The organism is Pseudonocardia sediminis, from assembly GCF_004217185.1.
Classification (GTDB): Bacteria; Actinomycetota; Actinomycetes; order Mycobacteriales; family Pseudonocardiaceae; genus Pseudonocardia; species Pseudonocardia sediminis.
On the sequence record NZ_SHKL01000001.1, the window covers coordinates 5,381,903 to 5,408,835 of the forward strand.

The window sequence follows — 26,933 nt, forward strand, 5'->3', positions numbered from 1 at the left end:
TGATCGTTCTTGATCTCATCGGTCGGGTCGGGGGTCAGGGACCCGATTGCCCCGGGCGGGCGATCGGTGGCTCCTCCTCGTGTGATAAGGGGTCGAAGTTCAGACGACGTTAGCGGTTCGTCCGCCCGCTGGACATACCTGTCACCGACCCGCCCGAGCGATCCCGGAGCAACTTCGGGCGCGCACCGTGAGCGTTATCCGGCACCCGGGTGATCACCGGGGCCCGCCCGGCCGCTCCCCCGGTCGCATCGCACAGCACGATTGCCGCGGACACTGCGATCTCGTTGCGAAGCAACATGTCTCGGCAGGCACGCAGCGTGGCGCCGGTGGTGACCACATCGTCCACGAGCACGACGACGGCGTCCGCCCCCGGACCCTGGACACCGGCCCCGGGTGGACGGAACCGCATGCCCCCGTTCAGGTTCGCGGCCCGCTGCGCCGGGTCCAGGCCGACCGAGTCGCGGGCCCGCCGGTCGAGGGCGAGCACCGGCGCGACGTGCGCCGGCAGCCCGGCCGCGCCGAGGCGCACGGCCAGGACACGCGCCAGCCGGGCCACGTGGTCACCGCCGCGCATCCGGGCCGCACCCGGCCGTGACGGGGCCGGCACCAGCCACACCGGTCCCGGCGGCGAGACCGGCAGCACCGCGGCGACCGGCGGCACGAGCAGCCCGGCCAGCGACGGCGCGAGATCACGCCGGCCGCGTTCCTTGTAGCCGAGCAGGGCCCGGCGCAGCGGGCCGCGGTACCGGCCGGCCGCCGCCGTCGGCCCGGCGCGCGGCAGCGTCACCGTCAGCGGCCCGCCGGTGGCGTCGGCGCAGGCCGGGCACCAGCCGCCGCCCGGCGCGCCGCACCCGCCGCAGGTGCTGGGCAGCACGAGGTCGGTCAGTCCGGCGAGGAGCTCCCGTGTGGTCATGGCGGCGAGCATGCGCCGCCGGACCGACGGACCTCCCCGCTCCGGGGCACTCGCCCCGGAGTTGTCCACAACCCGTGGGTAACCTCAGTTCGGGTAGAACGGCCGTGCGTCCGACGTCGCCCCGAGCGACTGGCGCCACGCGTCGAGGTCGCCGCCGGCGAAGCTCCACACCCCGGTCCGGTCGGCCACGTACATCGCCCGGCCGGGTGCGGCGGCCACCGTCCGCAGCGGCGAGGTCAGGTTCACGCTCGGCATCGGGTCCAGCGTCAGGCCGTCCACCGACACCAGCGACACCGGGCGGTCGGAGTTCGCGGCCACCACGAGCTGGTCGCCCGCACGCCAGTCCAGCGCCACCACGCCGTCCAGCTCCGCCGGGCGCAGCTCGCGCACCTGGCGCACCGACACCGCGCCGCCGGGCAGCGTCACCACGGCGCCGACGAGAGCGCGTCCCCCGGCCACCGCGGCGACCCGGGTCCCGTCCCGGGAGAGCACCAGGTCGCGCACCGGGCCCCGCGAGGTGATCTCCTCCGCGTCCAGCGACGCCTGCCGCGTCGGGCCCGCGGCCGGCACCAGGACCCGTTGCGGGACACCGTCGGCGAGCACCCACACCTCGTCGCCCGCGGCGTTCCAGGTGGCCGCGGTCAGCGACCCGCCGGAGACCGGGGTGGCGGTGAGCTGCCCGTCCACCGGACCGGTCAGCAGCCGCTGGGTGCCGGTCTCCTCGCGGGAGACCACCGCGATCCGGTTCGACCGCGACGAGCTCGCCGCGTCGGTCACGAAGAACGACCCGTTGCCCGCCTGCCCGGCCAGCGGGGTGTCCGCACCGGCGTCGCCGAGCATCCGCACCCGCCCGTTCTCGATCACCATCGCGGCCAGCGGCGCGCTCGCCGGCGGCCCGGCCACCAGGTCGACGACGTCCTCCCGGCCCAGGTCCGGGCGCCCGGCGATCAGCGGCTCGCCGTCGGAGAGGATCCGCACCCGCGGGACGCTGACCTCGGCCAGGGTGAGCGCGAGCTGTGCGGCCAGCAGCCTGCGGTCGGTGTCGGAGAGCCCGTCCACACCGGCCAGGTCGAGCACGACGACGCCGTCGGCGGACTCGGTGAGGTTGGAGCGCAGCTTCGCCCCGGGCGGGAACGCGGTCGTCGCCGCGCCCTGCAGCCCGGCCGAGGGTCCGTGCAGCAGCACCTCGACCGCGCGGGTCGCCAGCGCCGTGGTCCGGGCACTGGGGATGTAGTGCGGGTCGGCCAGGACGGTCTTGTGCACCGGGTCGACGAACCAGGCCTTGAGCGAGCGGTAGTTGGCCCGGAAGTCCGAGCCGCGCACCAGCACGCCCGGGGGCAGGCCGTCGATCCGCCACGTCCCGTCCCGGTTGACCACCCCGACGTCGACCTCGACCGGCGCCGGGGACGCCTCGAACGCGCCGAACGGGTCCAGCGTGCCGAGTCGGGTGCCACGGATCCGGACGGTGGCCCGGTTCGGGTCGCCGGTGATCCCGTCCGGGGAGAACACCGTGTCGAACCGCTCGTCGAGGATCGTCAGCGACGCGCCGTCGTCCCAGTTCGAGGCCTGCGGCGCCAGGAAGCGGCGGGCGGAGGCGTGCCGGTCGTCGGGCTGCCCGGAGGCGTAGACGAAGCCGCGGACCAGGCCCAGCGGGTCCCGGTCGTCGATCGGGCCGGACGGCACCGCCGCGGCGCCGTTGTCGCCGATCTGGCGCAGCACCTGCACCGAGGTGTGCCCCGGGACGCTGGCGCACCCGGCGAGCACCAGCGCCGTCAGGGCCACGCCGAGGACGCCCGCGAGCCTGTTCCTCATCGGTCCTCCCCCGTGTCCATGATCGCCCGCTCGGCGGGCTGCAGCCGGTCGTCGTCGTCACGGGACCGGGGCCGGTCCGGGATGGGGGTCCCCCACGGCGGCGTCGGTACCGACGAGACCGCGCCCGGGTCGGTGAGCGGCGCCTCGTCGTCGGAGTCCGGCGGGCCCAGCGGCAGCGGGCTGGCCGAGATGTGCCCGCCGACGTGGCGCGGCAGCGTCAGCCGGAACGCCGACCCGCGTCCGGGCTCGCCCCAGGCCTGCAGCCAGCCGCCGTGCAGCCGCGCGTCCTCGATGCTGATCGACAGGCCCAGCCCGGTGCCGCCGCTGCGCCGGGCCCGGCTCTCCTCGGCCCGCCAGAAGCGGTTGAACACCAGGTCGGCCTCGCCCGGGCGCAGGCCGACGCCGCGGTCGCGGACCAGCACCGCCACCGCCGAGGCGTCCCCGCCCACCGTGACCTCGACCGGGCGCCCCTCGCCGTGGTCGACGGCGTTGGCCACCAGGTTGCGCACGATCCGCTCCACCCGCCGCGGGTCGGCCTCCACGTACTGCCCGACGGGCAGCATCAGCACCAGCGGCGTCCCGGTCTCGTCGGCCAGCCCGCGCACGGTGGCGACCGCGTTGTCGACGACCCCGGCCATGTCCACCCGTTCGGCGCCGAGCTCGGCGACGCCGGCGTCGAGGCGGCTGATCTCCAGCAGGTCCGCCAGCAGCGCCTCGAACCGGTCCAGCTCGCTGACCAGCAGCTCGGAGCTGCGCCGCAGCGCCGGGAGCAGCTCGTCGCGGGAGGCGTAGAGCACGTCGGCGGCCATCCGGACCGTGGTCAGCGGGGTACGCAGCTCGTGGCTGACGTCGGAGGTGAACCGGCGCTGCAGCGCGCCGAAGTCCTCCAGCTGCTTGATCTGCGCGGCCAGGCTGCCGGCCATCTCGTTGTAGGACTCGGCCAGGCGCGCGACCTCGTCCTCGCCGCGGGCGGGCATGCGTTCGTCCAGGTGCCCGGTGGCGAAACGCTCGGCCACCTCGGCGGCCTGGCGGACCGGGCGCACCACCTGCCGGGTCACGAGGCTCGCGATCGCGGCGAGCAGCACCATCAGCACCAGGCCGCCGACGATCAGCGTCGACTTGACCAGGTTGAGCGTGTTCTGCTCCGCGTCCAGCGGGAACAGCAGGTAGAACTGCAGCTCCCGGCCCGCGGTCCCGACCGGCTGGCCGATCACCAGCGTCGGCACGCCGTTGACGGTCGTGTACTGCCGGCTCACCCCGCCCTCGGCGACGGTCTCGCGCTGCTCGCGGGTGACGTCGTCGATCGGGCCCGCGGAGATCTCCGGGCCGTTGCCCGCCCCGGTGGTCAGCGCGGCGCGGAACTCGCCCGCACCGGCCGAGCCGGGGTTCGCGCCGTCGGAGTTCGTCAGCCGCTGCAGCGCGTTGGTCAGCGTGTCCTGGGCGCCCTCACGGTCGGGGTCGACGCCGGAGAGGTCGCTGTCGAGCACCACCCGCCCGGCCTCGGCCTGGGCCAGCGCGCCGGCGAACTTGCCCTGCAGCAGCCGCTCGGCGATCTCGCTCTGCAGCACCAGGCCCAGGACGAGGACCACGGCCGAGGACAGCGCCAGCGTGGAGACGACGACACGCAGCTGCAGCGACCGCCGCCAGGACGCCGAGAGGATCGCTCCCAGCTCGTGCGCCTGCGCCCGCACCGGGACCAGCACGCGGACCAGCCGTCGCAGCAGCGGGAGCCGCGCGATCCGGCGGAGCAGCCGGCGCATCACGGACGCGCCGACCCTGTCACGGCGGGCCGGCCTTGTACCCCACCCCGCGCACGGTCAGGACGACCTCGGGGCGCTCGGGATCGCGCTCCACCTTCGACCGCAGGCGCTGCACGTGCACGTTGACCAGGCGGGTGTCGGCGGCGTGCCGGTAGCCCCAGACCTGCTCGAGCAGCACCTCGCGGGTGAACACCTGGCGCGGCTTGCGGGCCAGCGCGACGAGCAGGTCGAACTCCAGCGGGGTCAGCGCGATCGGCCTGCCCTCCCGGACGACCTGGTGCGCCGGCACGTCGATCGAGATCTCGCCGATGGTCAGCTGCTCGGCCGGCTCGGACTCGTTGCGCCGCACGCGGGCGCGGATCCGGGCGACGAGCTCCTTGGGCTTGAACGGCTTGACCACGTAGTCGTCGGCGCCGGACTCGAGCCCGAGGACGACGTCGACGGTGTCGCTCTTGGCCGTCAGCATGACGATCGGGACGCCGGACTCGGCCCGGATCGCCCGGCAGACGTCGATACCGTTCATCCCGGGCAGCATCAGGTCGAGCAGGACGACGTCGGGGTCGACCTCGCGCACCGCGGGCAGGGCCCGGGTGCCGTCGGCGACGACCGCCGTCTCGAAACCCTCGCCCCGCAGCACGATGGTGAGCATCTCGGCCAGGGCCGGGTCGTCGTCGACCACCAGCACGCGCGACTTCATGTCCACAGCATCCCACCCCCGCTGCTCAGGCCAGCAGACGCCCGGCCAGGGCACGCGTGTCGGGATCCCCCGCTCCGTCCAGGACCGTCCACGGGCTCAGCCACGACGAGGCGGCCAGCTGCCGGTAGACGGCGTCGGTGCGGGCCTGCAGACCGTCGTCGCTCTCGTAGGCGTCGCGGGCCCGGCCGGGCTCGGCGAGCTCGCGGGACCGGGCCCGCGCCGCGGCCACCTCCCGGGGCACGGCGAGCAGCAGCTGGTGGTCCGGCACCGGGACGTCGAACCGGTCGATCTCCAGCTCCCGCACCCACGCCACCACCTCACCGGCGGCGTCCTGGCCCAGGCGGGCGGCGTTGTAGGCGGCGTTCGAGGCGACGTAGCGGTCCACCAGGACGACGTCGTGCCCGGCCAGGGCGGTCCGCAGCTCGGGAGCCGCGGCCCGGCGGTCCAGAGCGAACAGCACCGCCATCGCGTGCACCGACGAGCCCAGGTCGCCCATCCGGCCGTAGAGCGCGTCGCGGGCGAGCTCGGCGTGCACGTCGTCGTCGTAGCGGGGGAAGGCCAGCGACGTCGTCCGGGCGCCGAGCGTGTCGAGCTCGGCGACCAGGGCGCGGGCGAACGTCCGCTTGCCGGCCCCGTCCAGACCCTCGATCACGACCAGCCGTCCCACGGCCGGGGAACCTACCGGTCCGGCTCAGGCGCCCAGCTCGCGCACCCGCGGCCAGGTCCCCGCGAACCCGGGGTGCAGGTCCAGCTCGCCGAGACGGTCGGTGCGCACCCAGCGCAGCTCGGTGCTCTCCATCCCCCGCACCGCCACCGGCGGCGCGGCCGGCGAGCGCAGCACGACCGTGGTGTAGCTCCAGCCGCCGTGGTCGTCGACGAAGGTGTCCGCCTCGCGCAGCATGTCCAGGTCGAGGTCGCTCTCCTCGGCGCCCTCGCGCAGCGCCGCCTCCCGGGCGGTCTCGCCGGAGTCGCGCGCACCGCCGGGCACGCCCCACGTGCCGCCGTGGTGGCTCCAGTCCGCACGGTGCTGCAGCAGCACCCACTCGCTGCCGGAGTCCGGGTCGCGGTGGCGCACCAGCAGACCGGCCGCGCCGTAGAGCCCCCAGTGCCGGTGCCCGAGGGCGCACCGGACCCAGCCGTCCCCCGAGCCGTTCATCGGATCACCGTAACCCGGCCGGGATGAGATCATCGGGTCATGAGGAGCACGGTCACCGTCACCGCGGGCGGGGTGTCGCCGCGGTGACCGCCCACGTCGTGGTCGCCGGGGGCGGCATCGCCGGGAACGCGGCCGCGCTCGCGCTGCGCCGGGCCGGCATCGCGGCGACGGTCGTGGAGTCCCGGCCGGCCGACCACGTCGGGGGCGCCGGCGTCCGACTGAACCCGAACGCGATGGACGCGCTGCGCGCGATCGGCGTCGACGGCGCGGTGATCGCCGCGTCGGCCCCGCTCGTGCGCACCGAGGTCTACTCCCCCGCCGGGGAACGGCTGAGCTACCGGCTCGCGGCCGACCCCGCCTCCCCCCGCGGTCTGCCCCGGTCGATGCTCTGGACCCGGCTCGCGACGACCCTGCGCGACGAGGCGGTCCGGGCCGGGGCGCGGTTCCGGCACGACACCCGCGTCGTCGGCGCCTCCGAGACCCAGGACGGCGTCGTCGCCCGGCTCGACGACGGCACCGAGGTCCTCGCGGACGCGCTCGTCGGCGCGGACGGCGTGCGGTCGGCGGTGCGGACGTGGATCGACCCGGACGCCCCGGCGCCGCAGGGCGGGCGGACCCGCACGATCTACGGCTTCACCCCGGACCCGCCGGTCGAGCCGCCACCCCCGGAGGTGCTGCGCATCCACCTGGGGGCCCGGGCGTTCTTCGCCTCCCGCCGCGACGCCCACTCCGGGGGCTGCTCGTGGTTCACCAACATCCCCGTCCCCGACGGCGAGGGCGACGGGGACCCGCGGGATCTGCTCGACGAGCTGTTCGGCGACTCCCCCGCCGGGGACACCGTGCGGCACGCCGACCGCGTGCTGGGCTTCGACGACCTCGCGCTCCCGCACGTCCCCCGCTGGCACACCGACCGGATGGTCGTCATCGGCGACGCGCTGCACGTCGCGCCGCCGGCGTCGGAGCAGGGCGCGGCGATGGCGATCGAGGACGGCGTCGTGCTGGGCCGGTGCCTGCGCGACCTGCCCTCCCCGGCGGAGGCGTTCGCCGCGTTCGAGCGCCTGCGCCGCGAGCGGGTGGAGGCGGTGGTCGCCCTCGGCCTGGGCGGGGCGGCGAAGGTCCACCGGCGGGGCCCGGCCCGGCTCGTCGCGCGCGTCCGGGACCGCCTCGCCACACTGACCGACTGGCAGCGCCGCCCGCCCACCGGCGGCCCGGCGTGGGCCTATGACCACCACATCGACTGGATGGAGACGGTGAACCGATGACCAGGGCGTACTGGGTGAACGCGTTCCGCGAGGTGCACGACCCCGAGAAGCTGGCGGCCTACGTCGAGCTGGGCGCACCGGCGGTGCGCAAGGCCGGAGGCCGGTTCCTGGCCCGTGGCCCGGCGGCCGGCGCCCACGAGGCGGGGCGGCTCGAGCGCACGACGCTGATCGAGTTCGACAGCGTCGAGGCGGCCGTCGCCGCCTACGAGAGCCCGGACTACCGCGCGGCCCTCGACGCGCTGGGCGACGGCGCCGAGCGCGACATCCGGATCGTCGAGGCCGACGAGGGCACGACGGCGACGCCGGGGGCCGCGCACTTCCTCTCGATCTACCGGGCGGTGCACGACGCGGACAAGGTCGCGGCCTACCGGGAGCTCGGCGGGCCGGCGCTGCAGGCCGAGGGCGGGCGGTTCGTCGCCCGCGCGACGGCGTCGGCGGTGTTCGAGGCCGGGCTGCGCGACCGCGTCGTCATCATCGAGTTCGACGACGTGGAGGCGGCCGAGGCCGCCTACGCGAGCGCGGGCTACCGCAAGGCCCTCGACGCGTTCGACAACGGGGCCGAGCGCGACATCCGGATCGTCGCGCCGATCAACGACTGACCGCACCGGGCGGCGCGCTCACGCGGAGACGACGACCTCGACCCACGCGTACTCCGGGGTCACGTCGCGCATGGTGACCCGCGCGCCGTCCGGCGGGGCCAGCTCCCGGCCGGGCACGACGACGAGGCTCGCCGTGGTGGCGCCGTCATCGTCGTGCAGGCCCAGCACGATCTCGCCGGGCGGCGTCCCGCCGAGCACCGGGCGCAGCAGGGCCGCGACCAGGCCGGGGTCGAACCGCACCCCCGCCGCGGTCTGGAGCACGACCCGGCACCCGGTCGCGCGGGCGGCGTCGACGGCGGCGCGCAGCTCCCGGTCGAGCACGCCGGGCAGGTGCAGCTCGTCACGGATCGCCATCTCGAGCGCGGTCGCCGTCGCCCGCCGGGTCACCGGGTCGTCGGTCCCGGCCGCGACGGAGGCCAAGAACGGGCGCACCTCCTCGTGCAGCGCGGCGATCCGGCGGTCGCGCACCGTCCTGCGGACCCGGTCCGCGGCGGCACCGGCGTCGACGGCGGCGCGGCGGGCGTTGGCCTCGATCGTCGCCCGGCCCAGACGGCGGATCGTCACCCCGAGCAGCGCGCCCATCAGCGTCCCCAGCGCGGGCGCGACCAGCATCGGCAGGGCGAACAGGACCACGTCACCGACCGCCGTCCCGGCCATCGGCCCGATGGCGAGCACCAGCACGATGCCGGCCTGCTCCGCCAGCACCGCGAGCAACGCCTCCGGCGACGGCCGCACGATCACCAGGACGGTCAGCAGCGGCGCCACCGCCCCGACCGGCCAGGACGCGAACGTCAGCAGGTCCTCGTACGGCACGACGGCCACGCTGAGCACCGCCCCGCCGACGGCGAACGCCGCCGCGGCCAGTGCGGGCACCGGCCCGACCCCGGTCCGGGAACGCACGATCAGCAGCACGGTGAGCGCGCAGACCACGGCGTACCAGAGCAGGAACCAGCGGGCCTGCGGCACCTGGCCGGGCTGCAGCAGCGCCACCATCGCCATGATCGCGAGGTAGCCGACGGTGACCGCGTAGAGCGGGCGGCGGACGTCGCCGGTGGCCGCCACCAGCAGCGCCACCCGCCCGGTGGGGGCCGGGCCCGGCTCCGGGTCGTCCGGCTCCCAGGTCAGCGTCACCGTCGTCCCGCGGCCGGGTGCGCTCCCGACGGTCGCCGTCCCGCCCACCGAGGCCATCCGCCCGACGATCGAGCCGGCGATCCCCGCCGAGCCGTCGGTGGACGCGGGGTCGAAGCCCGCGCCGTCGTCGGAGATCGTCACCCGGGGACGGGGACCGTCGTCGAGCCGCAGCGCCACCTCGTTCGCACCGGCGTGCCGGTCGACGTTGCGCAGCGCCTCGCGGGTGGCGCCCAGGACCGCGTCGGCCACGCCCGCGGGGACCGGGACCGGGGCGTCCGGCACCGTCGTCCGGCGTGGCGTGTGCCCGGTCAGTCCGGCGAGGGTCTCGCGCAGGTCGACCTCGCCGGTCTCCGCCGCCGTGCCCGGCGACCCGTCCAGCGCCTCGACCGCGCGCCGGGCCTCGGCGCGGCGCTCGTCGGCCGGGACGGTGGGCGTGGCGGCGCCGCGCAGGGCCGCGGAGACGTCGTCGTGCAGGATCCGCGCGAACTCGGCGGAGGCCTCCCGCTCCGCGCCCGCGACGTCGGCGGCGATCCGGGCGTCACGCTCGGCCCGCGCCGCGGCATCCGCCCGGGCGCCGGCCGTGCGCAGGGCGGGCGCCATCCCGGCCGCGATCGACCCCGCGACGAGCAGCGGCCAGACGTTGAGGAACGCGGCGAGGACCCCGTCGGCCGGGATCGACGTGACGACCAGCAGGCCCACCACCCCGGCCGCCCCGGGGATCCCGAAGCGCCGCGGCGCCAGCGTCAGCAACGGCACCAGTGCCGCGACGCCCGGCTGCGTCCGGTAGCCGACGACCAGGCCCGCCGGCTCCTCCAGCACGAAGGCCACCTGCACCGCGGCGTCGACCAGCGCCATCACCGCGACGTCGGCCGGGCCGAGCCGGGTCGTGAGGCCGCGGACCACCAGCACCGCCGACGTCACCACGAACGCGACGGCCGCCGCCGTCGACAGGGGCGCGCCGCCGACCGGCCCGGTCCCGCCCAGTCCCTGCACGGCCAGCGCCGCCCAGCTCGCCCCGAACAGCACCAGGAGGACGGCGTAGGCGCGTTGCAGGCCGACCTCGACGCCGGCCCGGAAGTTCATCCCCGGTCCAGGTCGAGGTGCCCGTCGGCGTAGGCCCGCCAGGGCAGTTCCTTGGGCTCGTCGAACACGACGCCCCGCGCGGCGTAGGCCTCGAGCGCCCGTTCGCGGTAGGTCTGCAGGGTCGCCTCGGTGACGTGCAGCTGCGCGGCGATCATCCGTCGCGGGAGCCCGCGTGCCATCAGCCCGAGCACGGAGAGCTGGCGTTCGGAGAGCCGGACGCGCCCGGCGGGGTCGTTGACGATCTGGTGGGCGAGCTCGCCGGAGACGTAGGCCTCGCCGCGGGCGACCGACCGCACCGCCTCGAGCAGCCGGTCCTCCGGGTCGCCCTTGAGCACCAGGCCGGACGCACCGGCCTCGATCCCCCGGCGGACGGGCGCGGGGCGGTGCTCGGTGGTGAACAGCAGCACCGCGGCGCCCCACTCGCGCAGGCGCTCGACGTTGGACGCGACGTCGCTGCCGTCGGCCAGGCGCAGGTCCAGCAGCACGACGGCGGGCACCTGCGCGGCGGCGACCGTCAGCTCGTCCACCGTGGAGGCCGCCGCGACCCAGACGACGTCGGGGGCGTGGGTCGTCAGGTGCGCCCGCAGACCGGTGAGGACGACCGGGTGGTCGTCGACGGCGGCGACCGTGAGCGGCGTCATGGGTCGATCCTGCCAACCCGGGCGACGTTCCGGGAGAGCGGATCACGCAAACGCTGGCGCGGCGGCCGCTGATCGCGACCGCCGCGCCGGCGGTGAAGCTGCGGGGCTACCTCAGTAGCGGTAGTGCTCCGGCTTGTACGGCCCCTCGACGTCCACGCCGATGTACTCGGCCTGGTCCTTGGTGAGCTTGGTCAGCTCGCCGCCGAGCGCCAGCACGTGCACCTTGGCGACCTTCTCGTCGAGGTGCTTCGGCAGGCGGTACACCTCGTTGTTGTACTCGTCGTGCTTGGTGAACAGCTCGATCTGCGCGATCGTCTGGTTCGCGAAGCTGTTGCTCATCACGAACGACGGGTGCCCGGTCGCGTTGCCCAGGTTCATCAGGCGGCCCTCGGAGAGCACCAGGATGGTGTGCCCGTCCGGGAAGATCCACTCGTCGACCTGCGGCTTGATGTTGTTCTTCCGGATGCCCTGGATGCGGCCCAGGCCGGCCATGTCGATCTCGTTGTCGAAGTGACCGACGTTGGCCAGGATCGCCTGGTGCTTCATCTTCTGCATGAGCTCGGTGGTGATGATGTCCTTGTTGCCGGTCGTGGTGATGACCACGTCGGCGGTGTGGATGACATCCTCGATCCGGGCGACCTGGAAGCCCTCGAGCAGCGCCTGGAGGGCGCAGATCGGGTCGACCTCGGAGACCAGGACGCGGGCGCCCTGACCGGCCAGCGCCTCGGCGCAGCCCTTGCCGACGTCGCCGTAGCCGGCCACGACCGCGACCTTGCCGCCGATCAGGACGTCGGTGGCGCGGTTGAGCCCGTCCAGCAGCGAGTGCCGGATGCCGTACTTGTTGTCGAACTTCGACTTGGTGACCGAGTCGTTGACGTTGATCGCCGGGAACAGCAGCTTGCCCTGCTCGGCCAGCTGGTAGAGGCGGTTGACGCCGGTGGTGGTCTCCTCGGTCACTCCGCGGATGTCGGAGTTGATCGTGGTCCACCGCTGCGGGTCCTCGGCGAGGCTGCGGCGCAGGGTGTCGAACACGACGCGCTCCTCGTCGGAGACGGTCAGGTCGTCGTCCTCGAACGTCGGCACGACGCCGGTCTGCTCGAACTCGACGCCCTTGTGCACGAGCAGGGTGGCGTCACCACCGTCGTCGAGGATCATGTTCGGTCCGACGATCTTGCCGTTCTCGTCGGTGAACTTGAACAGCTGCTCGGTGCACCACCAGTAGTCCTCGAGGGTCTCGCCCTTCCAAGCGAAGACCGGGACGCCCTGCGGGTTCTCCGGGGTGCCGTTCGGGCCGACGACCGCGGCGGCGGCGGAGTCGTCCTGGGTCGAGAAGATGTTGCAGGAGACCCAGCGGACCTGGGCGCCGAGGCTGACGAGCGTCTCGATCAGCACGGCGGTCTGTGTGGTCATGTGCAGCGAACCGGCGATCCGGGCGCCGTGCAGCGGCTTGGCCTCGGAGTACTCGCGACGCAGGTCGATCAGACCGGGCATCTCGTTCTCGGCCAGGCGGATGTCCTTGCGCCCGGCCTCGTGGCCGTTGATGTCGGCGACGGCGAAGTCCAGACCACCCGCGTGCTGCAGCTTCGGGTGGTTGGTCGTGTCGGATGCGGTCATAAGGTTGGTGCGCCTCCTCGTAGGGCAAACGTCGGCCGGCGGCACACGTGTGGTGCTCGTCCGGCCCTGAAGCGGGCCCGCTCTCCGGAGACGGTCCGGGGCGGTGCCGGGTTCCTCGGCTGCGCCCGGTGTGGACCGGACGGCCGGAACATCGACCGGGGCAGCCTCCTCTTCCGAGTCAGGCGCCCTTGTGCAATGGCCATCGGTCGAGCGTGGCGGGCATGTGCCCGCTGCAGCGCCTCTCGACCGTCGACTACGCGATTGCCGTACCAGGATCCCGAGACGTTCCGGGTGCTGTCAACCGGAAGTGACCCGTACCGGCGACGCCCTTGACACCGGCGCGTCCACCGGCGGGCGGGCCGTCGTCGCAGGTCGGAGTCAGTCCAGCAGGTGGTCGCGCAGCAGCGTCTCGGCGGCCGGGGCCCGGCCGTGTGACGCCAGCAACCCCGCCGGTGCCAGCACGGACCCGCTGTCCACCCGGACCGCGACGCCGGTCAGCGGACCCATCAGCACCGGGTCGCGGCGGACCGTCTCGGCGACCGCGGCCAGCCCCGCCGAGTCACGCTGGCGGAACACCCCGCCGGTGAGTACGACGAGACCGATCTCACCCGCACGCGGGTCGGCGCTGCGCCGGCGCAGGTGCCGCCGCAGCGCCACCACCGACGCGATCGCCGCCAGGCGCCGGTCCTCCGCCGCACTGCCGCGGTCGGCGGGCACCGAGGGCCCGGACGTCGCCAGCGCAGCGACCGAGGGCGCGAGCAGGTCGGCCTCCACCGGGTCCACCACGCCCTCGGTCTGGGCCTCCACCAGTACCCCGGCCGCGCTGGAGCGCACCCCGAGGTCGCCCTCCACCGTGGCCAGGCCGACGGCGTCGTAGGGGCCCGCGGAGTGGACGTCGGTGGTGGCGGACCCGACGTCGACCACGATCACCCCGGTGCCGGCCGCCCGGGCCAGCGCGAGGACCCCGTCGCCGACCGCGACCGGTGTGCGGGTGCGCACAAGGCGGCGGAACCGGGGACCACCCGGTCCGGCCCCGAGGCCCAGCACGTGACGGGAGTAGAGCTCCGCGACGGCGGCTCGTGCGGCGTCCGGGACGATCTCCCCGGGCCGCGGTGCGACGTTGGGGCAGGCGGTGACGGTGCGCCCGGTGGAGCGCAGCAGGCCCAGCGCGTCGTCGCGGGCCGAGGAGTTCCCGGCCAGCACGACCGGATAGCGGCCGCGGGCCCGGGCCAGGCGGCTCGCGTTGTGCAGCAGGACCTCCGGGTCGTCGCCGTCGGACCCGCCGACGAGCAGCACCACGCCCGGACGGTTGCTGCGCAGCTCGCGCACCGCCCCGCCCTCCAGCGGTCCGGCGTGCACGTGCACCACCCGCGCCCCGGCCGAGCGGCAGACCTGGTGCGCGGCCTCGACCGCGGCCAGGCGCTCCACGCCGACGACGGCCAGGCGCAACGAGCCCCCGGCCGAGGAGCAGGCCAGCACGTCCGGCGCGGGCGAGCCCCGCCGTCCCGACGACGCGGCCGCCCCGGCGACGGCGGCGTCGACGCCGGCCAGGACGTCCTCGGCCGTCGTCGGGTGCTCGGCGAACCCGGCCAGCGAACCGTCCGGGTGCACCAGCACGGCCTTCGTCCAGCACGACCCGACGTCCAGGCACACCGCGGGCGCCATCGGGTCGGCAGGACTCGGATCGGTCATGAGCAGCGAGCCTACTGGCGCCGGGCCGTCGCCGTGAGTAGCCGAACCGTCCATTTCTGCGACACGGCCGGTTGCCGGACACCGAGATCGGACTAAACGGACGGTGATTCCGGGGCGCGGAGACGGTAGTTTCCCGTGATCCACGACACCCGGAGGTGCTCCCATGCTGGGCCTCATGCAGGACCGGCCGCTCACGCTGCCCCACGTCTTCCACCGCGCCGAGCAGCTGTTCGGGCACAAGAAGATCGTGACCGCCACCGCGACCGGTCAGGACACCATCTCCATCGCCGACTGGGCGGTCCGGGTACGCCGGCTGGCCACCGTGCTCGACACCCTCGGAATCGGTGCCGACGGCCGCGTCGGGACGTTCTGCTGGAACACCTCCCGCCACCTCGAGCTCTACCTGGCCGCACCGTGCACCGGCCGTGTCCTGCACACGCTCAACATCCGGCTCTTCCCCGAGCAGCTCGTCTACATCGCCAACCACGCCGAGGACGAGGTCGTGTTCGTCGACCGGTCCCTGCTGCCGCTGCTGTGGCCGAACGTGGCGAAGTTCGAGACCGTCAAGCACTTCGTGGTGATCGACGACGGCGCGTCCGCCGAGATCCCGGACGACCCGCGGATCCACGACTACGAGGAGCTCCTCGCCGCGGCCGAGCCGTTCGCCGGGCGTTTCTCCGTCGATGACGAGAACCGCGCCGCGGCCATGTGCTACACGTCCGGGACCACCGGGAACCCGAAGGGCGTGGTCTACAGCCACCGCTCGGCTCTGCTGCACTCGCTGATCACCCTCGTCGCCGACGGGATCGCGCTGTCCGAGCACGACGTCGTGCTGCCGGTGGTGCCGATGTTCCACGCGAACGCCTGGGGACTGCCCTACGGCTGCCTGCTGGCCGGGGCGAGCGTGGTGTTCCCCGGCCCGAACATGACCCCGCAGGCGATCGTGGACCTGCTCGCCGAGCACAAGGTGACCGTCACCGGCGGCGTGCCGACGATCTGGATGGGCATGATCCCGCTCCTGGACGGGGCCGACCTCTCGTCGATCCGGTCCGTGCTCTGCGGCGGGTCGGCGGTGCCGAAGTCGCTGTCGGAGGCCTACCGCGAGAAGCTCGGCGTCCCGATGCTGCAGGCCTGGGGCATGACCGAGACCTCTCCGATCGCGACCGTCTCCTCGATCAACTCGCACATGGACGACTGGTCCGACGACGCCAAGGCCGACGCCCGCGCGCGGCAGGGCTTCCCGGCGCCGCTGGTGGAGCTGCGGATCGCCGACCCCGACACCGGCGAAGAGCAGCCCTGGGACGACTCCGCGACCGGGGAGATCCAGGCCGCCGGACCGTGGATCGCGAAGGAGTACTACCGCGGCGAGGGCGGCGGCGAGCAGTACACCGCCGACGGCTGGCTGCGCACCGGCGACGTCGCCACGGTCGACCGTCACGGCTCGTTCCGCCTGGTGGACCGCACCAAGGATCTGGTGAAGTCCGGCGGTGAGTGGATCAGCTCGGTGGAGCTGGAGAACGAGATCATGGCCCACCCCGCCGTCGCCGAGGCCGCGGTGATCGCGATCCCGCACGAGAAGTGGGTCGAGCGCCCGATCGCCTGCGTCGTGGTCAAGGACGGGCAGAGCGTCACCGCGCAGGAGATCCTGGACTTCCTCGAGTCCCGGGTGGCGAAGTGGTGGCTGCCCGACGCCGTCGAGTTCATCGACGAGGTGCCCAAGACCAGCGTCGGCAAGTTCTCCAAGAAGACCCTGCGCGAGAAGTTCGGCGGTTACCAGGTCGCCGCGCCCGACGCCTGAGCCGTACGAGAACCAACGAGCGGCACCCTCGTCGCAATCTTTGCGACGAGGGTGCCGCTCGTTGAGGCGTGGACCGGGGTCAGGGACTGGTCGTGTCCTGCTCGGCCGTCTCCGGCGGGGCCTCCCCCTGACCGGAGCGCTGACGGATCCCGACCAGCGAGTGCGAGCGGCCGTAGAACACGTACACGGCGACGCCGAGCACCATCCAGATGACGAACCGCAGCCAGGTCTCCACCGACAGGCTCAGCATCAGCCAGACGCAGGCCAGGACGGCGAGGATCGGCACCAGCGGCACCAGCGGGGTGCGGAAGGCCCGCGGCAGCTCCGGGCGGGTACGGCGCAGGATGATCACGCCGATCGAGACCAGCACGAACGCGAACAGCGTGCCGATGTTGACCATCTGCTCGAGGTCCTCGGCCGGGAAGAACGTCGCGATCAGCGCGACCACGGTGCCGATCAGCCAGGTGGCCCGGCCCGGCGTTCCCCGCGAGCCGGTCTTGGCCAGCGAGGTCGGCAGCAGGCCGTCGCGCGACATCGCGAACAGCACCCGGATCTGGCCGAGCATCAGCACCATCACCACGGTGGTGAGGCCGAGCAGGGCGCCGATCGCGATGATCGCCGCCGCCCAGTCCACCCCGAGCGAGGAGAACGCGGTGGCCAGCGTCGCCTTCGTGCCGTCCGGCTGGGTCGCGAGGTCGGTGTAGGGCACCATCCCGGTGAGCACCAGGGCGACCGCGACGTAGAGCACGGTGACGATGGCCAGCGAGCCGAGGATGCCCCGCGGCAGCGCCTTCGACGGGTTCTTCGTCTCCTCCGCCGTCGTGGCGACCGCGTCGAAGCCGATGAAGGCGAAGAACACGACGGCCGCGGCGGCGAAGAGCCCGTAGTAGCCGTAGACGCTGCCCGACGCCCCGCCGAAGAACGACAGCAGCGACTGCTTGATCCCGCCACCGGACTCGATGGTCCCCGGCGCCGGCTCCGGGATGAACGGCGTGTAGTTCGCCGCACGGACGTAGAACAGGCCTAGGATGATCACGAACAGCACGATCGCGACCTTGATCGTGGTGATCACGAGGCTGACCCGGCTGGAGAGCTTCGTGCCGCGGTAGAGCAGCGTGGCCAGCGCGACCACCAGGATCAGCGCGCCCCAGTTGAACGTGAAGAACCCGCCCAGCTCGAACTTGGTCGGGATGTCCAGACCGGCCAGCTCGAGCACCTGCTGCAGGTACTCCGACCAGCCCGTGGAGACGTAGGCCGAGCCGACCGCGAACTCCAGGACCAGGTCCCAGCCGATGATCCAGGCGACGAACTCGCCCAGCGTGGCGTAGGAGAACGTGTAGGCCGATCCCGCCACCGGAACGGTGGAGGCGAACTCGGCGTAGCAGAGCGCGGCCAGCGCACAGGCGACCGCGGCGAGCACGAACGAGATCGACACCGACGGTCCGGCGACGTTGCCGGCGGTGCTCGCGGCGAGGGTGAAGATCCCCGCCCCGATCACCACCGCGACGCCGAACACGATCAGGTCGAGCGTGCCCAGTTCCTTCTTCAGTTTCGTGCCGGGCTCGTCGGTGTCGCGGATCGACTGCTCCACCGATTTGACCCGGCGCCCGCCCCCCGGGCGGTTGGTCACCGTCATGGGTCGGGAACCTACGGCGCTTGTCCCGCGCAACGGAAGAGGTCCGGGCCGGACCTGAGGCAACGATAAGGTTCCGGCCCGGCCTCCCCTCTCAGCCGTCGGTGTCGTCGTCGCGGTGCCGCGTGACGGTCTGGCCGCTGCCGCCGACCACCCCACCGGCCGACTCACCGGTCACCAGGCGGCTGCGGCGGCGTCCGTAGAAGTAGTAGACGACCGCGCCGAGCACCATCCAGCCGATGAACCGGATCCAGGTACCGGCGGGCAGGAACAGCGCGACGGCCAGGCACGCCAGGGCCGAGACGATCGGCAGGACCGGGACGAACGGCGTCTTGAACGCCCGCGGCAGGTCCGGGCGGGTCCGCCGCAGCACGATCACGCCGATCGAGACCAGGACGAACGCGGCGAGCGTGCCGATGTTGACCAGCTGGCCCAGCTCGGTGAGCTCCAGGAAGCCGCCGAGGATCGCGGCGACGACACCGGTGATGATCGTGAGCCGGTACGGGGTGCGGAACGTCGGGTGCACCTTGGCCAGGGCCGGCGGGAGCAGGTGGTCGCGGCTCATCGCGAACGCGACCCGGGTCTGGCCCAGCATCAGCGTCATGATCACGACGGTGAGCCCGATCAGGATGCCGAGCGAGATGACGAACTCCGCGGCCGGGACGCCGGTGGCCGCCATGGCCGCCGCGGCGGGAGCCTCCACGCCGAGCTGGTCGTAGGGCAGGATCCCGGTGTAGATCAGCGAGACGACGATGTAGAGCACGGTCGCGATGGCCAGCGAGGCCAGGATGCCGATCGGCATCGTCCTCTGCGGGTTCTTCACCTCCTCGGACAGGGTCGCCACGATGTCGAACCCGAGGTAGGCGAAGAACACCAGCGCCGCGCCGGTGAACACGCCGGTGAGGCCGAACCCGGTGTCGATACCGAAGATCTGCAGGAGCAGCGGGACGCCGGCGTCGGTGCTGTAGTCGGCGGGCTGCGACGGCGGGATGAACGGCGTCCAGTTCGACCCGGTCACGTAGAAGGCGCCGATCACGATGATGGCGCCCACGATCAGCAGCTTGAGCGAGGTGATGGTCGCGTTCACCCAGGCGCTGAGCCGGATGCCGATGATCAGGACGACCATCATCAGCAGCGCGACGAACACGGCGGGCAGGTCGATGACGCCGCCGCTGCCGGGGCCGCCCGAGATCGCCTCGGGCACGGTGATCCCGAGGCCGCCGAGGACGCTGTCGAAGTACCCGCTCCAGCCCTTGGCCACCGTCGCGGCGCCCAGGGTGAACTCGAGGATCAGGTCCCAGCCGATCATCCAGGCGATGAACTCGCCCATCGAGGCGTAGGAGAACGTGTACGCGCTGCCGGCGACCGGCACGGTCGAGGCGAACTCGGCGTAACAGAGGGCTGCCAGTGCGCACACCACGCCGCTGATCAGGAACGACAGCGACACCGCGGGGCCCGAGTAGAGGGCGGCGGCCTCACCGGCGAGCACGAACACTCCGGTGCCGATGAGCACCCCGATGCCCATCACCGTCAGCTGGACCGGCCCGAGGGCCTTTTTCAGCTGGAACTCGGGTTCCTCGGTGTCCCGGATGGCCTGTTCGACCGACTTCGTCCGGAAGATGCCGCTCCCACGGCGGGTATCCGTCATGGACCGGGAACCTACGTCGCGCCCCGCCTCCGAGGAAGACATCGGGGAGAAACTGGGCAAAACATGAGGTTCAAGTCGATTCGGACACAGTGGTGCACCGCGCCCGGCCCGGTCGGCCCGGGCGGGGACCGCCCGTCAGCCCGCCGCGGGGATCTCGGCGTGCGGCAGCTCGTGCGCCGCGGCCACCTCCGCCGAGTACAGCTCGCCGCCGTGGGCGTTGAGGCCGTGGGCCAGGGCCGGGTCGGCGGCCAGGGCGTCGCGCCAGCCGGCGTCGGCCAGGCGCAGCACGTAGGGCAGCGTCGCGTTGGTCAGCGCACGGGTGGAGGTGTGCGGGACGGCGCCGGGCATGTTCGCGACGCAGTAGAAGACGGTGTCGTGCACCCGGTAGGTCGGGTCGGCGTGCGTGGTCGGGCGGGAGTCGGCGAAACAGCCGCCCTGGTCGATCGCGATGTCGACGAGCACCGCGCCCGGGCGCATCCGTGCCACCAGGTCGTTCGGCACCAGGGTCGGGGCCTTGGCCCCGGGCACCAGGACGGCGCCGATCACGAGGTCGGCCCGCTCGGCGGCCTCGCGCACCGACAGCGTCGTCGAGTAGGCGGTGCGGACCCGTCCGGAGTAGCGCTCGTCGAGGTGGCGGAGCTTGTCCAGGTCGATGTCGAGGACGGTGACCTGCGCACCCATCCCGACCGCGATCGCGACGGCGTTGGCGCCGGCGACACCGGCCCCCAGAACGACGACGTCGGCGCCGGGAGCGCCGGGGACGCCGCCCATCAGCACGCCGCGCCCGCCGCGGTTGGCCATCAGGTGGTACGCCCCGGCCTGCGGCGCGAGACGGCCAGCGACCTCGCTCATCGGGGCCAGCAGCGGCAGCCGCCCGTCGGCGGTGCGCACGGTCTCGTAGGCGATCGCGGTGGTGCCGCCGGCCAGCAGGGCGTCGGTGCAGGGACGCGACGCGGCCAGGTGCAGGTAGGTGAACAGCGTCAGGTCGGGCCGCAGGAAGCCGTACTCGGCCTCGATCGGCTCCTTCACCTTGAGCAGCATGTCCGCCGACGCCCAGACCTCCGCCGCGTCGTCGAGCACCTGCGCTCCGGCGGCCTTGAAATCGGCGTCGGAGATGGCCGAGCCGGCACCGGCGTCGCGCTCGACGACCACCTCGTGGCCGCGCCCGACCAGCTCGTGGACACCGGCCGGGGTGATCGCCACCCGGAACTCGTTGTCCTTGATCTCCTTCGGCACCGAGACCCGCACAGCTTCTCCTCATCCTCGTGGACGTCGTCCTATTTGCCTCCAGGATGAAGATGTGTTCGTCTCACGCCAACAGAACCGACGAATATTCTCAGGAGAGCGCTGTGCCCGTCGATGATGCGACAACCGGGTCCGAGAGAGAGGCCGGACCGAAGGATGTGCGGCATCCCCTCGACGCCACCGACCGGGCCCTGCTGCGCCTGCTCGAACGCGACGCCCGCACACCGAACAGCGCGCTGGCCGAGCAGGTCGGGATCGCGCCGTCGACGTGCCTGGGCCGGGTCCGCGCGCTGCGCGAGCGCGGGGTGATCCGCGGCTACCACGCCGACGTCGACCCGGCGGCGACCGGACACCCGCTGCAGGCGATGATCTCGGTCCGCCTGCAGGCCGACGCGCGCAGCCGACTGGCCGAGTTCGTCGAGCGGGTCGGGCGCCTGCCCGAGGTGCGCGACGTCTACTTCCTGGCCGGCGAGGACGACTACCTGCTCCGCGTGGCCACCGCCGACACCGGCTCGCTGCGCGACCTCGTCACCACGCTCAACGCGCACCGCGACGTCGCCGGTACCCGCACGAGCCTGATCTTCGAGCACCACCGCCCGCCGCACACCTACTGACGACCGGACGAGAGCTCCGCTCGTGCACTCGGGCCGGACGGGAGCTCCGTTCGTGCAGCGGAAGGCCGGCCTCAGCCCACGGGGGTGCGATCCAGGTCCGGCTCCAGGTAGATCACCCGCGCGTCCGGGACGGCGGCACGGATGCGGGCCTCGGCCTCGTCGATGGCGACCGCGACCTGCTCCACCTGCAGCCCCGGCGTCAGCGCGATCTTCGCCGCGACCAGGAGCTCCTCCGGGCCGAGGTACTGGGTCTTGAGGTGGATGCACTTGACGACCGCGTCGCCGGCCTCGAGCTCGCGACGGATCGTGCCGACGACCGGCCGCAGCGCGCCCTCGCCGATCAGCAGGGACTTCATCTCGATCACCAGGATGACCGTGATGACGCCGAGCAGGGTGCCGATGCACAGCGTGCCGACCGCGTCCCAGACCGGGTCGTCGGTGAGCACGGTCAGGCCGACGCCGCCGAGAGCGAACGCCAGGCCGATCAGCGCGCCGAAGTCCTCCAGCAGCACCACCGGCAGCTCCGGCACCTTGGCCTGGCGGATGAACCGCCACCAGCTCCGGGTGCCCTTGAGCGGGCGGGACTCGGTGACGGCGGTGCGGAAGGAGAACCCCTCCAGCACGATCGCCACCAGCAGGATGACCAGCGCGACGATCGGGCTGGTCAGCGGTTCGGGCTCCTCCAGCTTGTGGATGCCCTCGTAGATCGCGAACACCGCGCCGAGGGTGAACAGCATCAGCGCGACGACGAACGAGTAGAAGTAGCGGTCGCGGCCGAAGCCGAACGGGTGCTCCTCGGTCGCCTCCCGCCGGGCACGCCTGCCGCCGAGCAGCAGCAGCCCCTGGTTCGCCGTGTCGGCCACCGAGTGCACCGCCTCGGCCAGCATCGACGAGGCGCCGGTGACCAGGAACCCGATGAACTTCGCCAGCGCGATGCCGGCGTTGGCCAGCAGCGCCGCGATGATGGCCTTGTTACCGCCGCTTGCGGACACGTGTCTCTCCCCCGGTCGTGGCGATTTCGCGGTGACACTATCGCCCGCGTGCCGCCGGGGACCCCTGACGGGGCCGGGTGTCAGAGCCCGTCGCCGGCCAGGAACACGTGGGCGCCGGACTCGCCCGCGCAGACCTCGACACCGGTGTCGGCGTCGCCGAGGAACACCGCGACGCCGCGGTCCAGGGTCAGCGTGCCCGACGGTCCCGTCGCGACCGCGCTGCCGGCCGTGCACAGCATGATCCGCGCTCCGCTGCCGGGCACCGGCACCTTCGCCCGTTCGGAGACCTCCCAGCGTCGCAGCAGGAACTCCTCGGCCGGGGTGTCGTAGCGCAGCCAGTCCCCGTCCGGCGCGCCGGAGCGCACCGGCGGCGGGGGCGCGGTGAAGTCCAGGACGCGCAGCAGCTCCGGGACGTCGACGTGCTTGGGCGTCAGCCCGCCGCGCAGCACGTTGTCCGAGTTCGCCATCAGCTCGATCCCCGCACCCGAGAGGTAGGCGTGCAGGTTGCCGGCCGGCAGGTACATCGCCTGCCCCGGGGCGAGGGTGACCCGGTTGAGCAGCAGCGCGGCGAGGACGCCGGCGTCACCGGGGTAGCGCTCGGAGAGCTCGAGCAGGGTGCGGGCGTCGTCGCGGAACCCGGTGTCGGCCTGCGCCAGCCGCACCGCACCGTCCTGCAGCGCCGGGACGAGCGTGTCCAGCAGCACCTGCGGCAGCGTGATCCAGGTGGTGAACAGCGCGCGCAGCCCGTCCGGGCACGGCTGCCCGGCCAGCAGCTCGGCGTAGCCGTCCAGCTCCGGGACGGCGAGGGCGGCGAGGAGCTCCAGGGTGCGTTCGGGCTCGCGGAACCCGACGAGCGCGGAGAACTCGGTGAGCGCGCAGATCAGCTCGGGCTTGTGGTTGGCGTCGCGGTAGTTGCGGTCCGGTGCGTCCAGCGCGATCCCGGCGGCGTTCTCGCGGGTGTACCCGTCGGAGGCCTGCGCCAGGCTGGGGTGCGCCTGCAGGCTCAGCGGCTCGTCGGCGGCCAGCACCTTGAGCAGGAACGGGAGCTTGCCCGACCAGCGCTCGTGACGGTCGGGGCCGAGCACCCCGGCCGGGTCGGCGGACACGACGTCACTGAGCCGGGCGTCGTCCCCGGACCGGCGGCGCACCGTCGACGACGCGGCCGGGTGCGCGCCGAGCCACAGCTCGGCCTGCGGGTGCGGCGACGGCACCGGCTGCCCGAGCAGCTCGGCGATCACCGTCCGCGAGCCCCAGGCGTAGGACCGCACCGGGTTCTCCAGCAGCTCCACGGGTCTCCTCGCTACTCGGCCTCGGCTCCGCGCCCGCCCGGTATCGCTGCCGGGCGGGGCGGGTACGGGCTCAGGTCCGTTCGGTCGCGTTCGTCGCCAGGCCGAGATACACCGCGGCGATGTCGAACCGTGCCGCGAGCACGGCCGCGCGCAGCAGCGGTGCGTCCCGGGTGCCGCGCGGCACCTCCTCGATCGGGTGCGCGAGGTCGGCGCTCGGCCACCCCCGGCCCAGACGACGCCGGCTGACCTGCTGCGGATCCTCCTCGCCGGTGCCCAGGAGCACCAGACGCGGAGGCGGGGCCTCGTTGCCGGGCGGGTCGTCGAAGGGGTCGCGGAACACGTCGTGCTCGGCCTCGCCGAGGTCGACCGCGCGGCACAGCCCGCTCTCGGTCCCGGCCTGGACCAAGTCCGCCGCGTGCCCGACGACCCCGGCCTGGGTACCCAGCGCGACCGCGCCGTGGCGGGCCACGGCGGTGGCCACCGGGTCGGTGCCCCACAGCAGCGGGGTGTGCTCGGCCAGGCGTAGGGCCAGCTGCTTCGCCGGGTTGACGAAGGGCTCGTGCCCGGGCTGGCAGCGCTCGGCCTCGGCGTCCATCGCGTCGGCCAGGGCCTCGAGCCCGGCCGCCGGGGACGGCTCGAGCAGCTCCATCTCGGTGACCGCGACGAGCATCGTCGTCAGGACGTGGGCGAACCCGAGGCCGTCGGGCACGGGGATCCGCGGCTCGACCAGTCGGGCCCGGCCGGCACCGGCCGCCGCGACCGGGCCGGTGTCCGGCGCGGAGAGCACGACCTCGGCGCCGCGGCGCACGGCCACGGCGACGGACTCGGCGAGCTCGGGGTCGCTGTCGGAGGTGGTGTGGGCGATGACGACGTCGAGCGGCCCGATCCAGCCCGGGACGGCGTCGGCCAGCACGACCGGGACCGGGCAGCGCGGGCCGAGCAGTGCCGTCACCAGGTCGGCGACGGCACCGGAGACGCCGGGGCGGCGCAGCAGCACCAGCGCGCGCGGACGGTGCCCGCGCAGCGAGTCCAGACCCGCCTCGGCGGCGGCGTGCACGGTCGAGCGGACCTGGGCCCCGGCCGTCGCGGCGGCGCGGAGCACACCGGTGGTGTCGCGGGAGGCCAGCTCGCCCGGGTCGGCCAGGAGCGTGTCGTCGAGCACCGGGCTCACCCGTCGTCCCGGGGAGCCGTGCCGCCGACCGGCAGGGCCTCTTCCAGCAGCAGCACCGGGATCCCGTCCACCACGGGGAAACGGCGGCCGCACGAGCTGCACGTCAGCACGTCGGCCGACGGGTCGTCCGGACTGCCCACCCGCAGCGGGGCGTGCTCGTCGCACGGACACGCCAGGATCTCGAGCAGCTGGGGGTCGAGCTGTACGGCCACGGTTCTCCTCGTTCGTTGCTCCACCCGATGCTGCCACCGTCACGCATACGCGCGCGGCAGCCGACCGGGTACGGCCCTGTCTACCCGCGGTCAGCGGCTCCACGCACCACGGCGCACCGGAGTGCGGGTACGGGTCGCTGCGCGGCGTCACGCCCGGACGACGTCCAGGACCTCGTCCCGCAGCGCCGCGACGGCGCCGGCGTCGGCCGCCTCGACGTTGAGCCGCAGCAGCGGCTCGGTGTTCGACGCGCGCAGGTTGAACCACGAGCCGTCCGGCAGCGAGACCGTCAGCCCGTCCAGGGTGTCGAGCTCGACGCCGTCGCGGGCGCCGTAGATGCGCTCGATCTCGGCCACGCGCGCGGCCTGGTCGGTCACCGTAGAGTTGATCTCGCCGGACGCGGCGTAGCGCTCGTAGGCGGCCATCAGCCCGGACAGCGGCGCGGCCGGGTCGGCGCCCCGGTACTCGCCGAGAGCGGCCAGCACGTGCAGCGCGGCCAGCATGCCGGAGTCGGCCTTCCAGAAGTCGCGGAAGTAGTAGTGCGCGGAGTGCTCGCCGCCGAAGACGGCGCCGGTCTCGGCCATCGTCGCCTTGATGAACGAGTGCCCGACGCGGGTGCGCACCGCGCGCCCACCGCGCTCGGCGACGATCTCCGGCACGGCGCGCGAGGTGATCAGGTTGTGGATGATCGCGACGTCGGTCTCGCCGTCGGCGGCGACCCGGGCCAGCTCGCGGGCGGCGACCAGCCCGGTGATGGCGCTCGGGCTCACGGCCTCACCGCGCTCGTCGACGGCGAAGCAGCGGTCGGCGTCGCCGTCGAAGGCCAGGCCCAGGTCGGCGCCCTCGGCGACGACGGCCTTCTGCAGGTCCACCAGGTTCGCCGGGTCCAGCGGGTTGGCCTCGTGGTTGGGGAAGTCGCCGTCGAGCTCGAAGTAGAGCGGGACGACGCGGATCGGTAGCCCGTCGAACACGGTCGGGACGGTGTGCCCGCCCATGCCGTTGCCGGCGTCGACGACGACGGTCAGCTCGCGCAGCCCGGACAGGTCGACGAGCGAGCGCAGGTAGTCGGCGTACCCGGCGAGCATGTCCCGGGTCTCGACCGAGCCGCCGCCCGGTCCCTCCGGTACGCCGGCCTCCGCGGTCTCCCGGATCGTGGCCAGGCCGCTGTCCTGCCCGATCGGGGTCGCCCCGGCGCGGCACAGCTTGATCCCGTTGTACTTCGCCGGGTTGTGGCTGGCGGTGAACATCGCGCCGGGCAGGTCGAGCGAGCCGGCCGCGTAGTAGAGCATGTCCGTGCTGGCCAGACCGATGTCGACGACGTCGAGGCCCTGCCCGGTGACGCCGTCGGCGAACGCGGCGGCGAGCGACGGCGACGAGTCGCGCATGTCGCGTCCGACGACGACCGCCCGCGGGGCCGGGTCGTCCGCCGCGACCAGGCGGGCCATCGCCCCACCCAGCGCACGCGCGGTGCCCTCGTCGAGCTGCTCGCCCACGACACCACGGATGTCGTAGGCCTTCACGATCGCCGACAGGTCAGGCACGGCGCCGAACCCTACCGGTAGCCGTACCCCGAGCGGGTGAGGGCTACTGGTCGTCGGCCGGGGTGGGCAGGACCCGCAGGTGCCCGCGCCGTCCCGTCGTCCCGGCGCCGGCGACGATCTCCACCGGCCGGTCCACCCTGCCCGCCTCGCGTACCGCGTCGGCGAGCGCGGTGAGGTCCTCGGCCGCGTGCTGCTGCGGGGTGAACTCGCCCTCGAACCGGACGACCTCCCAGCCGCGCGGCGCGGTCAGGTTGTGCGCGTGCGGGGTGCAGAGGTCGTAGGAGTGCGGCTCGGCCTGCGTGGCGAGCGGCCCGACGACGGCCGTGGAATCGGCGTAGACATAGGTGAGCGTGGCGACGGCGAGCTCGGTGCAGCCCGTCCGTGAACATCTCCGCACACTCAACACGCGCCCGACGATAGCCCCTGCCCGCC

23 protein-coding genes and 1 riboswitch are annotated in these 26,933 nt (G+C 73.7%); of the genes, 4 read left to right on the plus strand and 19 right to left on the minus strand.

Annotated elements, in window-relative coordinates:
• Nucleotides 1-109 precede the first annotated feature (109 nt).
• The 6 genes from EV383_RS25150 to EV383_RS25175 all read right to left on the minus strand — a co-directional run bounded on the left by EV383_RS25150 (nucleotide 110) and on the right by EV383_RS25175 (nucleotide 6,338).
• Nucleotides 110-913, minus strand: a complete 804-nt coding sequence (locus EV383_RS25150) for a ComF family protein (RefSeq protein ID WP_207223655.1) — start codon at nucleotides 911-913, stop codon at nucleotides 110-112.
• An 84-nt stretch (nucleotides 914-997) separates the two neighbouring features.
• Nucleotides 998-2,725, minus strand: a complete 1,728-nt coding sequence (locus EV383_RS25155; protein WP_130292222.1) for an LpqB family beta-propeller domain-containing protein — start codon at nucleotides 2,723-2,725, stop codon at nucleotides 998-1,000.
• Entirely contained in the window at nucleotides 2,722-4,485 is a 1,764-nt protein-coding gene (gene mtrB / locus EV383_RS25160) for an MtrAB system histidine kinase MtrB (RefSeq protein WP_130292223.1), read from the minus strand. Before mtrB ends, EV383_RS25155 begins: the two co-directional genes overlap by 4 nt.
• A 19-nt stretch (nucleotides 4,486-4,504) precedes the next feature.
• Nucleotides 4,505-5,182 carry an MtrAB system response regulator MtrA gene (gene mtrA, locus EV383_RS25165; RefSeq protein WP_130292224.1) on the minus strand — a complete coding sequence of 226 codons (678 nt, stop codon included), beginning with the start codon at nucleotides 5,180-5,182 and terminating at the stop codon, nucleotides 4,505-4,507.
• A 25-nt stretch (nucleotides 5,183-5,207) separates the two neighbouring features.
• Nucleotides 5,208-5,849, minus strand: a complete 642-nt coding sequence (locus EV383_RS25170) for a dTMP kinase (RefSeq protein ID WP_130292225.1) — start codon at nucleotides 5,847-5,849, stop codon at nucleotides 5,208-5,210.
• Between the two features lie 24 nt (nucleotides 5,850-5,873).
• Complete coding sequence (locus tag EV383_RS25175) at nucleotides 5,874-6,338, minus strand: NUDIX hydrolase (protein WP_130292226.1); 465 nt, start codon at nucleotides 6,336-6,338, stop codon at nucleotides 5,874-5,876.
• A gap of 83 nt (nucleotides 6,339-6,421) precedes the next feature.
• Here EV383_RS25175 and EV383_RS25180 point away from each other — a divergent pair, with 83 nt between their 5' ends.
• Both EV383_RS25180 and EV383_RS32430 read left to right on the plus strand, forming a co-directional pair.
• Nucleotides 6,422-7,600: an FAD-dependent oxidoreductase gene (locus EV383_RS25180; protein WP_165438498.1), complete on the plus strand. Its 1,179-nt coding sequence runs from the start codon at nucleotides 6,422-6,424 to the stop codon at nucleotides 7,598-7,600.
• A complete protein-coding gene (locus EV383_RS32430; RefSeq protein ID WP_242623300.1) occupies nucleotides 7,597-8,199 on the plus strand; it encodes a DUF1330 domain-containing protein in 603 nt (200 codons plus the stop codon). Before EV383_RS25180 ends, EV383_RS32430 begins: the two co-directional genes overlap by 4 nt.
• An 18-nt stretch (nucleotides 8,200-8,217) precedes the next feature.
• On the opposite strand, the gene EV383_RS25190 is transcribed toward EV383_RS32430, so the two are convergent.
• The 4 genes from EV383_RS25190 to EV383_RS25205 form a co-directional block, all read right to left on the minus strand.
• Nucleotides 8,218-10,413: an ATP-binding protein gene (locus EV383_RS25190; protein WP_130292228.1), complete on the minus strand. Its 2,196-nt coding sequence runs from the start codon at nucleotides 10,411-10,413 to the stop codon at nucleotides 8,218-8,220.
• Nucleotides 10,410-11,054, minus strand: a complete 645-nt coding sequence (locus EV383_RS25195) for a response regulator transcription factor (protein ID WP_130292229.1) — start codon at nucleotides 11,052-11,054, stop codon at nucleotides 10,410-10,412. Before EV383_RS25195 ends, EV383_RS25190 begins: the two co-directional genes overlap by 4 nt.
• Before the next feature lie 111 nt (nucleotides 11,055-11,165).
• Nucleotides 11,166-12,668, minus strand: coding sequence for an adenosylhomocysteinase (ahcY, locus tag EV383_RS25200; protein ID WP_130292230.1), 1,503 nt, complete (start codon nucleotides 12,666-12,668; stop codon nucleotides 11,166-11,168).
• 173 nt (nucleotides 12,669-12,841) lie between these two features.
• Nucleotides 12,842-12,918: riboswitch (S-adenosyl-L-homocysteine riboswitch) on the minus strand.
• Between the two features lie 128 nt (nucleotides 12,919-13,046).
• Entirely contained in the window at nucleotides 13,047-14,360 is a 1,314-nt protein-coding gene (locus EV383_RS25205) for a glutamate mutase L (protein WP_207223656.1), read from the minus strand.
• A gap of 163 nt (nucleotides 14,361-14,523) precedes the next feature.
• Between EV383_RS25205 and EV383_RS25210 the strand changes: the two genes are divergently transcribed.
• On the plus strand, nucleotides 14,524-16,158 hold the full coding sequence (locus EV383_RS25210) for a long-chain fatty acid--CoA ligase (RefSeq protein WP_130292231.1): 1,635 nt from the start codon (nucleotides 14,524-14,526) through the stop codon (nucleotides 16,156-16,158).
• A gap of 79 nt (nucleotides 16,159-16,237) precedes the next feature.
• Here EV383_RS25210 and EV383_RS25215 read toward each other — a convergent pair whose 3' ends face one another.
• From EV383_RS25215 to ald, 3 genes are all read right to left on the minus strand, one after another.
• Entirely contained in the window at nucleotides 16,238-17,794 is a 1,557-nt protein-coding gene (locus EV383_RS25215; RefSeq protein ID WP_130292232.1) for an amino acid permease, read from the minus strand.
• 91 nt (nucleotides 17,795-17,885) lie between these two features.
• Nucleotides 17,886-19,439, minus strand: coding sequence for an amino acid permease (locus EV383_RS25220; RefSeq protein WP_130292233.1), 1,554 nt, complete (start codon nucleotides 19,437-19,439; stop codon nucleotides 17,886-17,888).
• 135 nt (nucleotides 19,440-19,574) lie between these two features.
• The gene (gene ald, locus EV383_RS25225) at nucleotides 19,575-20,687 is read right to left on the minus strand and encodes an alanine dehydrogenase (protein ID WP_130292234.1); all 1,113 of its coding nucleotides are present in this window, start codon (nucleotides 20,685-20,687) and stop codon (nucleotides 19,575-19,577) included.
• 155 nt (nucleotides 20,688-20,842) lie between these two features.
• Between ald and EV383_RS25230 the strand changes: the two genes are divergently transcribed.
• Nucleotides 20,843-21,298, plus strand: coding sequence for an Lrp/AsnC family transcriptional regulator (locus EV383_RS25230; protein ID WP_242623301.1), 456 nt, complete (start codon nucleotides 20,843-20,845; stop codon nucleotides 21,296-21,298).
• Nucleotides 21,299-21,369: 71 nt separating this feature from the next.
• On the opposite strand, the gene EV383_RS25235 is transcribed toward EV383_RS25230, so the two are convergent.
• The 6 genes from EV383_RS25235 to EV383_RS25260 all read right to left on the minus strand — a co-directional run bounded on the left by EV383_RS25235 (nucleotide 21,370) and on the right by EV383_RS25260 (nucleotide 26,898).
• Nucleotides 21,370-22,290 (minus strand): cation diffusion facilitator family transporter, encoded by a 921-nt coding sequence (locus EV383_RS25235; protein WP_130292236.1) that lies wholly within the window; start codon nucleotides 22,288-22,290, stop codon nucleotides 21,370-21,372.
• An 80-nt stretch (nucleotides 22,291-22,370) separates the two neighbouring features.
• Complete coding sequence (gene manA / locus EV383_RS25240; RefSeq protein WP_130292237.1) at nucleotides 22,371-23,579, minus strand: mannose-6-phosphate isomerase, class I; 1,209 nt, start codon at nucleotides 23,577-23,579, stop codon at nucleotides 22,371-22,373.
• A gap of 70 nt (nucleotides 23,580-23,649) precedes the next feature.
• On the minus strand, nucleotides 23,650-24,750 hold the full coding sequence (locus EV383_RS25245) for an SIS domain-containing protein (protein ID WP_242623302.1): 1,101 nt from the start codon (nucleotides 24,748-24,750) through the stop codon (nucleotides 23,650-23,652).
• A complete protein-coding gene (locus EV383_RS25250) occupies nucleotides 24,747-24,962 on the minus strand; it encodes a Trm112 family protein (RefSeq protein WP_130292238.1) in 216 nt (71 codons plus the stop codon). Before EV383_RS25250 ends, EV383_RS25245 begins: the two co-directional genes overlap by 4 nt.
• Nucleotides 24,963-25,109: 147 nt before the next feature.
• Nucleotides 25,110-26,501, minus strand: coding sequence for a phosphomannomutase/phosphoglucomutase (locus EV383_RS25255; protein WP_130292239.1), 1,392 nt, complete (start codon nucleotides 26,499-26,501; stop codon nucleotides 25,110-25,112).
• Nucleotides 26,502-26,544: 43 nt separating this feature from the next.
• A complete protein-coding gene (locus EV383_RS25260; protein WP_130294991.1) occupies nucleotides 26,545-26,898 on the minus strand; it encodes a DUF3499 domain-containing protein in 354 nt (117 codons plus the stop codon).
• Nucleotides 26,899-26,933: the final 35 nt, after the last annotated feature.

Bases quoted from the DNA above. Each gene is read 5' to 3' on its own strand.
- EV383_RS32430 (WP_242623300.1), top strand. From the start codon at position 7,597: ATGACCAGGGCGTACTGGGTGAACGCGTTCCGCGAGGTGCACGACCCC.
- EV383_RS25205 (WP_207223656.1), bottom strand. From the start codon at position 14,360: ATGACCGATCCGAGTCCTGCCGACCCGATGGCGCCCGCGGTGTGCCTG.
- EV383_RS25215 (WP_130292232.1), bottom strand. From the start codon at position 17,794: ATGACGGTGACCAACCGCCCGGGGGGCGGGCGCCGGGTCAAATCGGTG.
- EV383_RS25220 (WP_130292233.1), bottom strand. From the start codon at position 19,439: ATGACGGATACCCGCCGTGGGAGCGGCATCTTCCGGACGAAGTCGGTC.
- EV383_RS25190 (WP_130292228.1), bottom strand. From the start codon at position 10,413: ATGAACTTCCGGGCCGGCGTCGAGGTCGGCCTGCAACGCGCCTACGCC.
- EV383_RS25195 (WP_130292229.1), bottom strand. From the start codon at position 11,054: ATGACGCCGCTCACGGTCGCCGCCGTCGACGACCACCCGGTCGTCCTC.
- EV383_RS25210 (WP_130292231.1), top strand. From the start codon at position 14,524: ATGCTGGGCCTCATGCAGGACCGGCCGCTCACGCTGCCCCACGTCTTC.
- EV383_RS25175 (WP_130292226.1), bottom strand. From the start codon at position 6,338: ATGAACGGCTCGGGGGACGGCTGGGTCCGGTGCGCCCTCGGGCACCGG.
- ahcY (WP_130292230.1), bottom strand. From the start codon at position 12,668: ATGACCGCATCCGACACGACCAACCACCCGAAGCTGCAGCACGCGGGT.
- EV383_RS25155 (WP_130292222.1), bottom strand. From the start codon at position 2,725: ATGAGGAACAGGCTCGCGGGCGTCCTCGGCGTGGCCCTGACGGCGCTG.
- mtrA (WP_130292224.1), bottom strand. From the start codon at position 5,182: ATGAAGTCGCGCGTGCTGGTGGTCGACGACGACCCGGCCCTGGCCGAG.
- mtrB (WP_130292223.1), bottom strand. From the start codon at position 4,485: ATGCGCCGGCTGCTCCGCCGGATCGCGCGGCTCCCGCTGCTGCGACGG.
- EV383_RS25150 (WP_207223655.1), bottom strand. From the start codon at position 913: ATGACCACACGGGAGCTCCTCGCCGGACTGACCGACCTCGTGCTGCCC.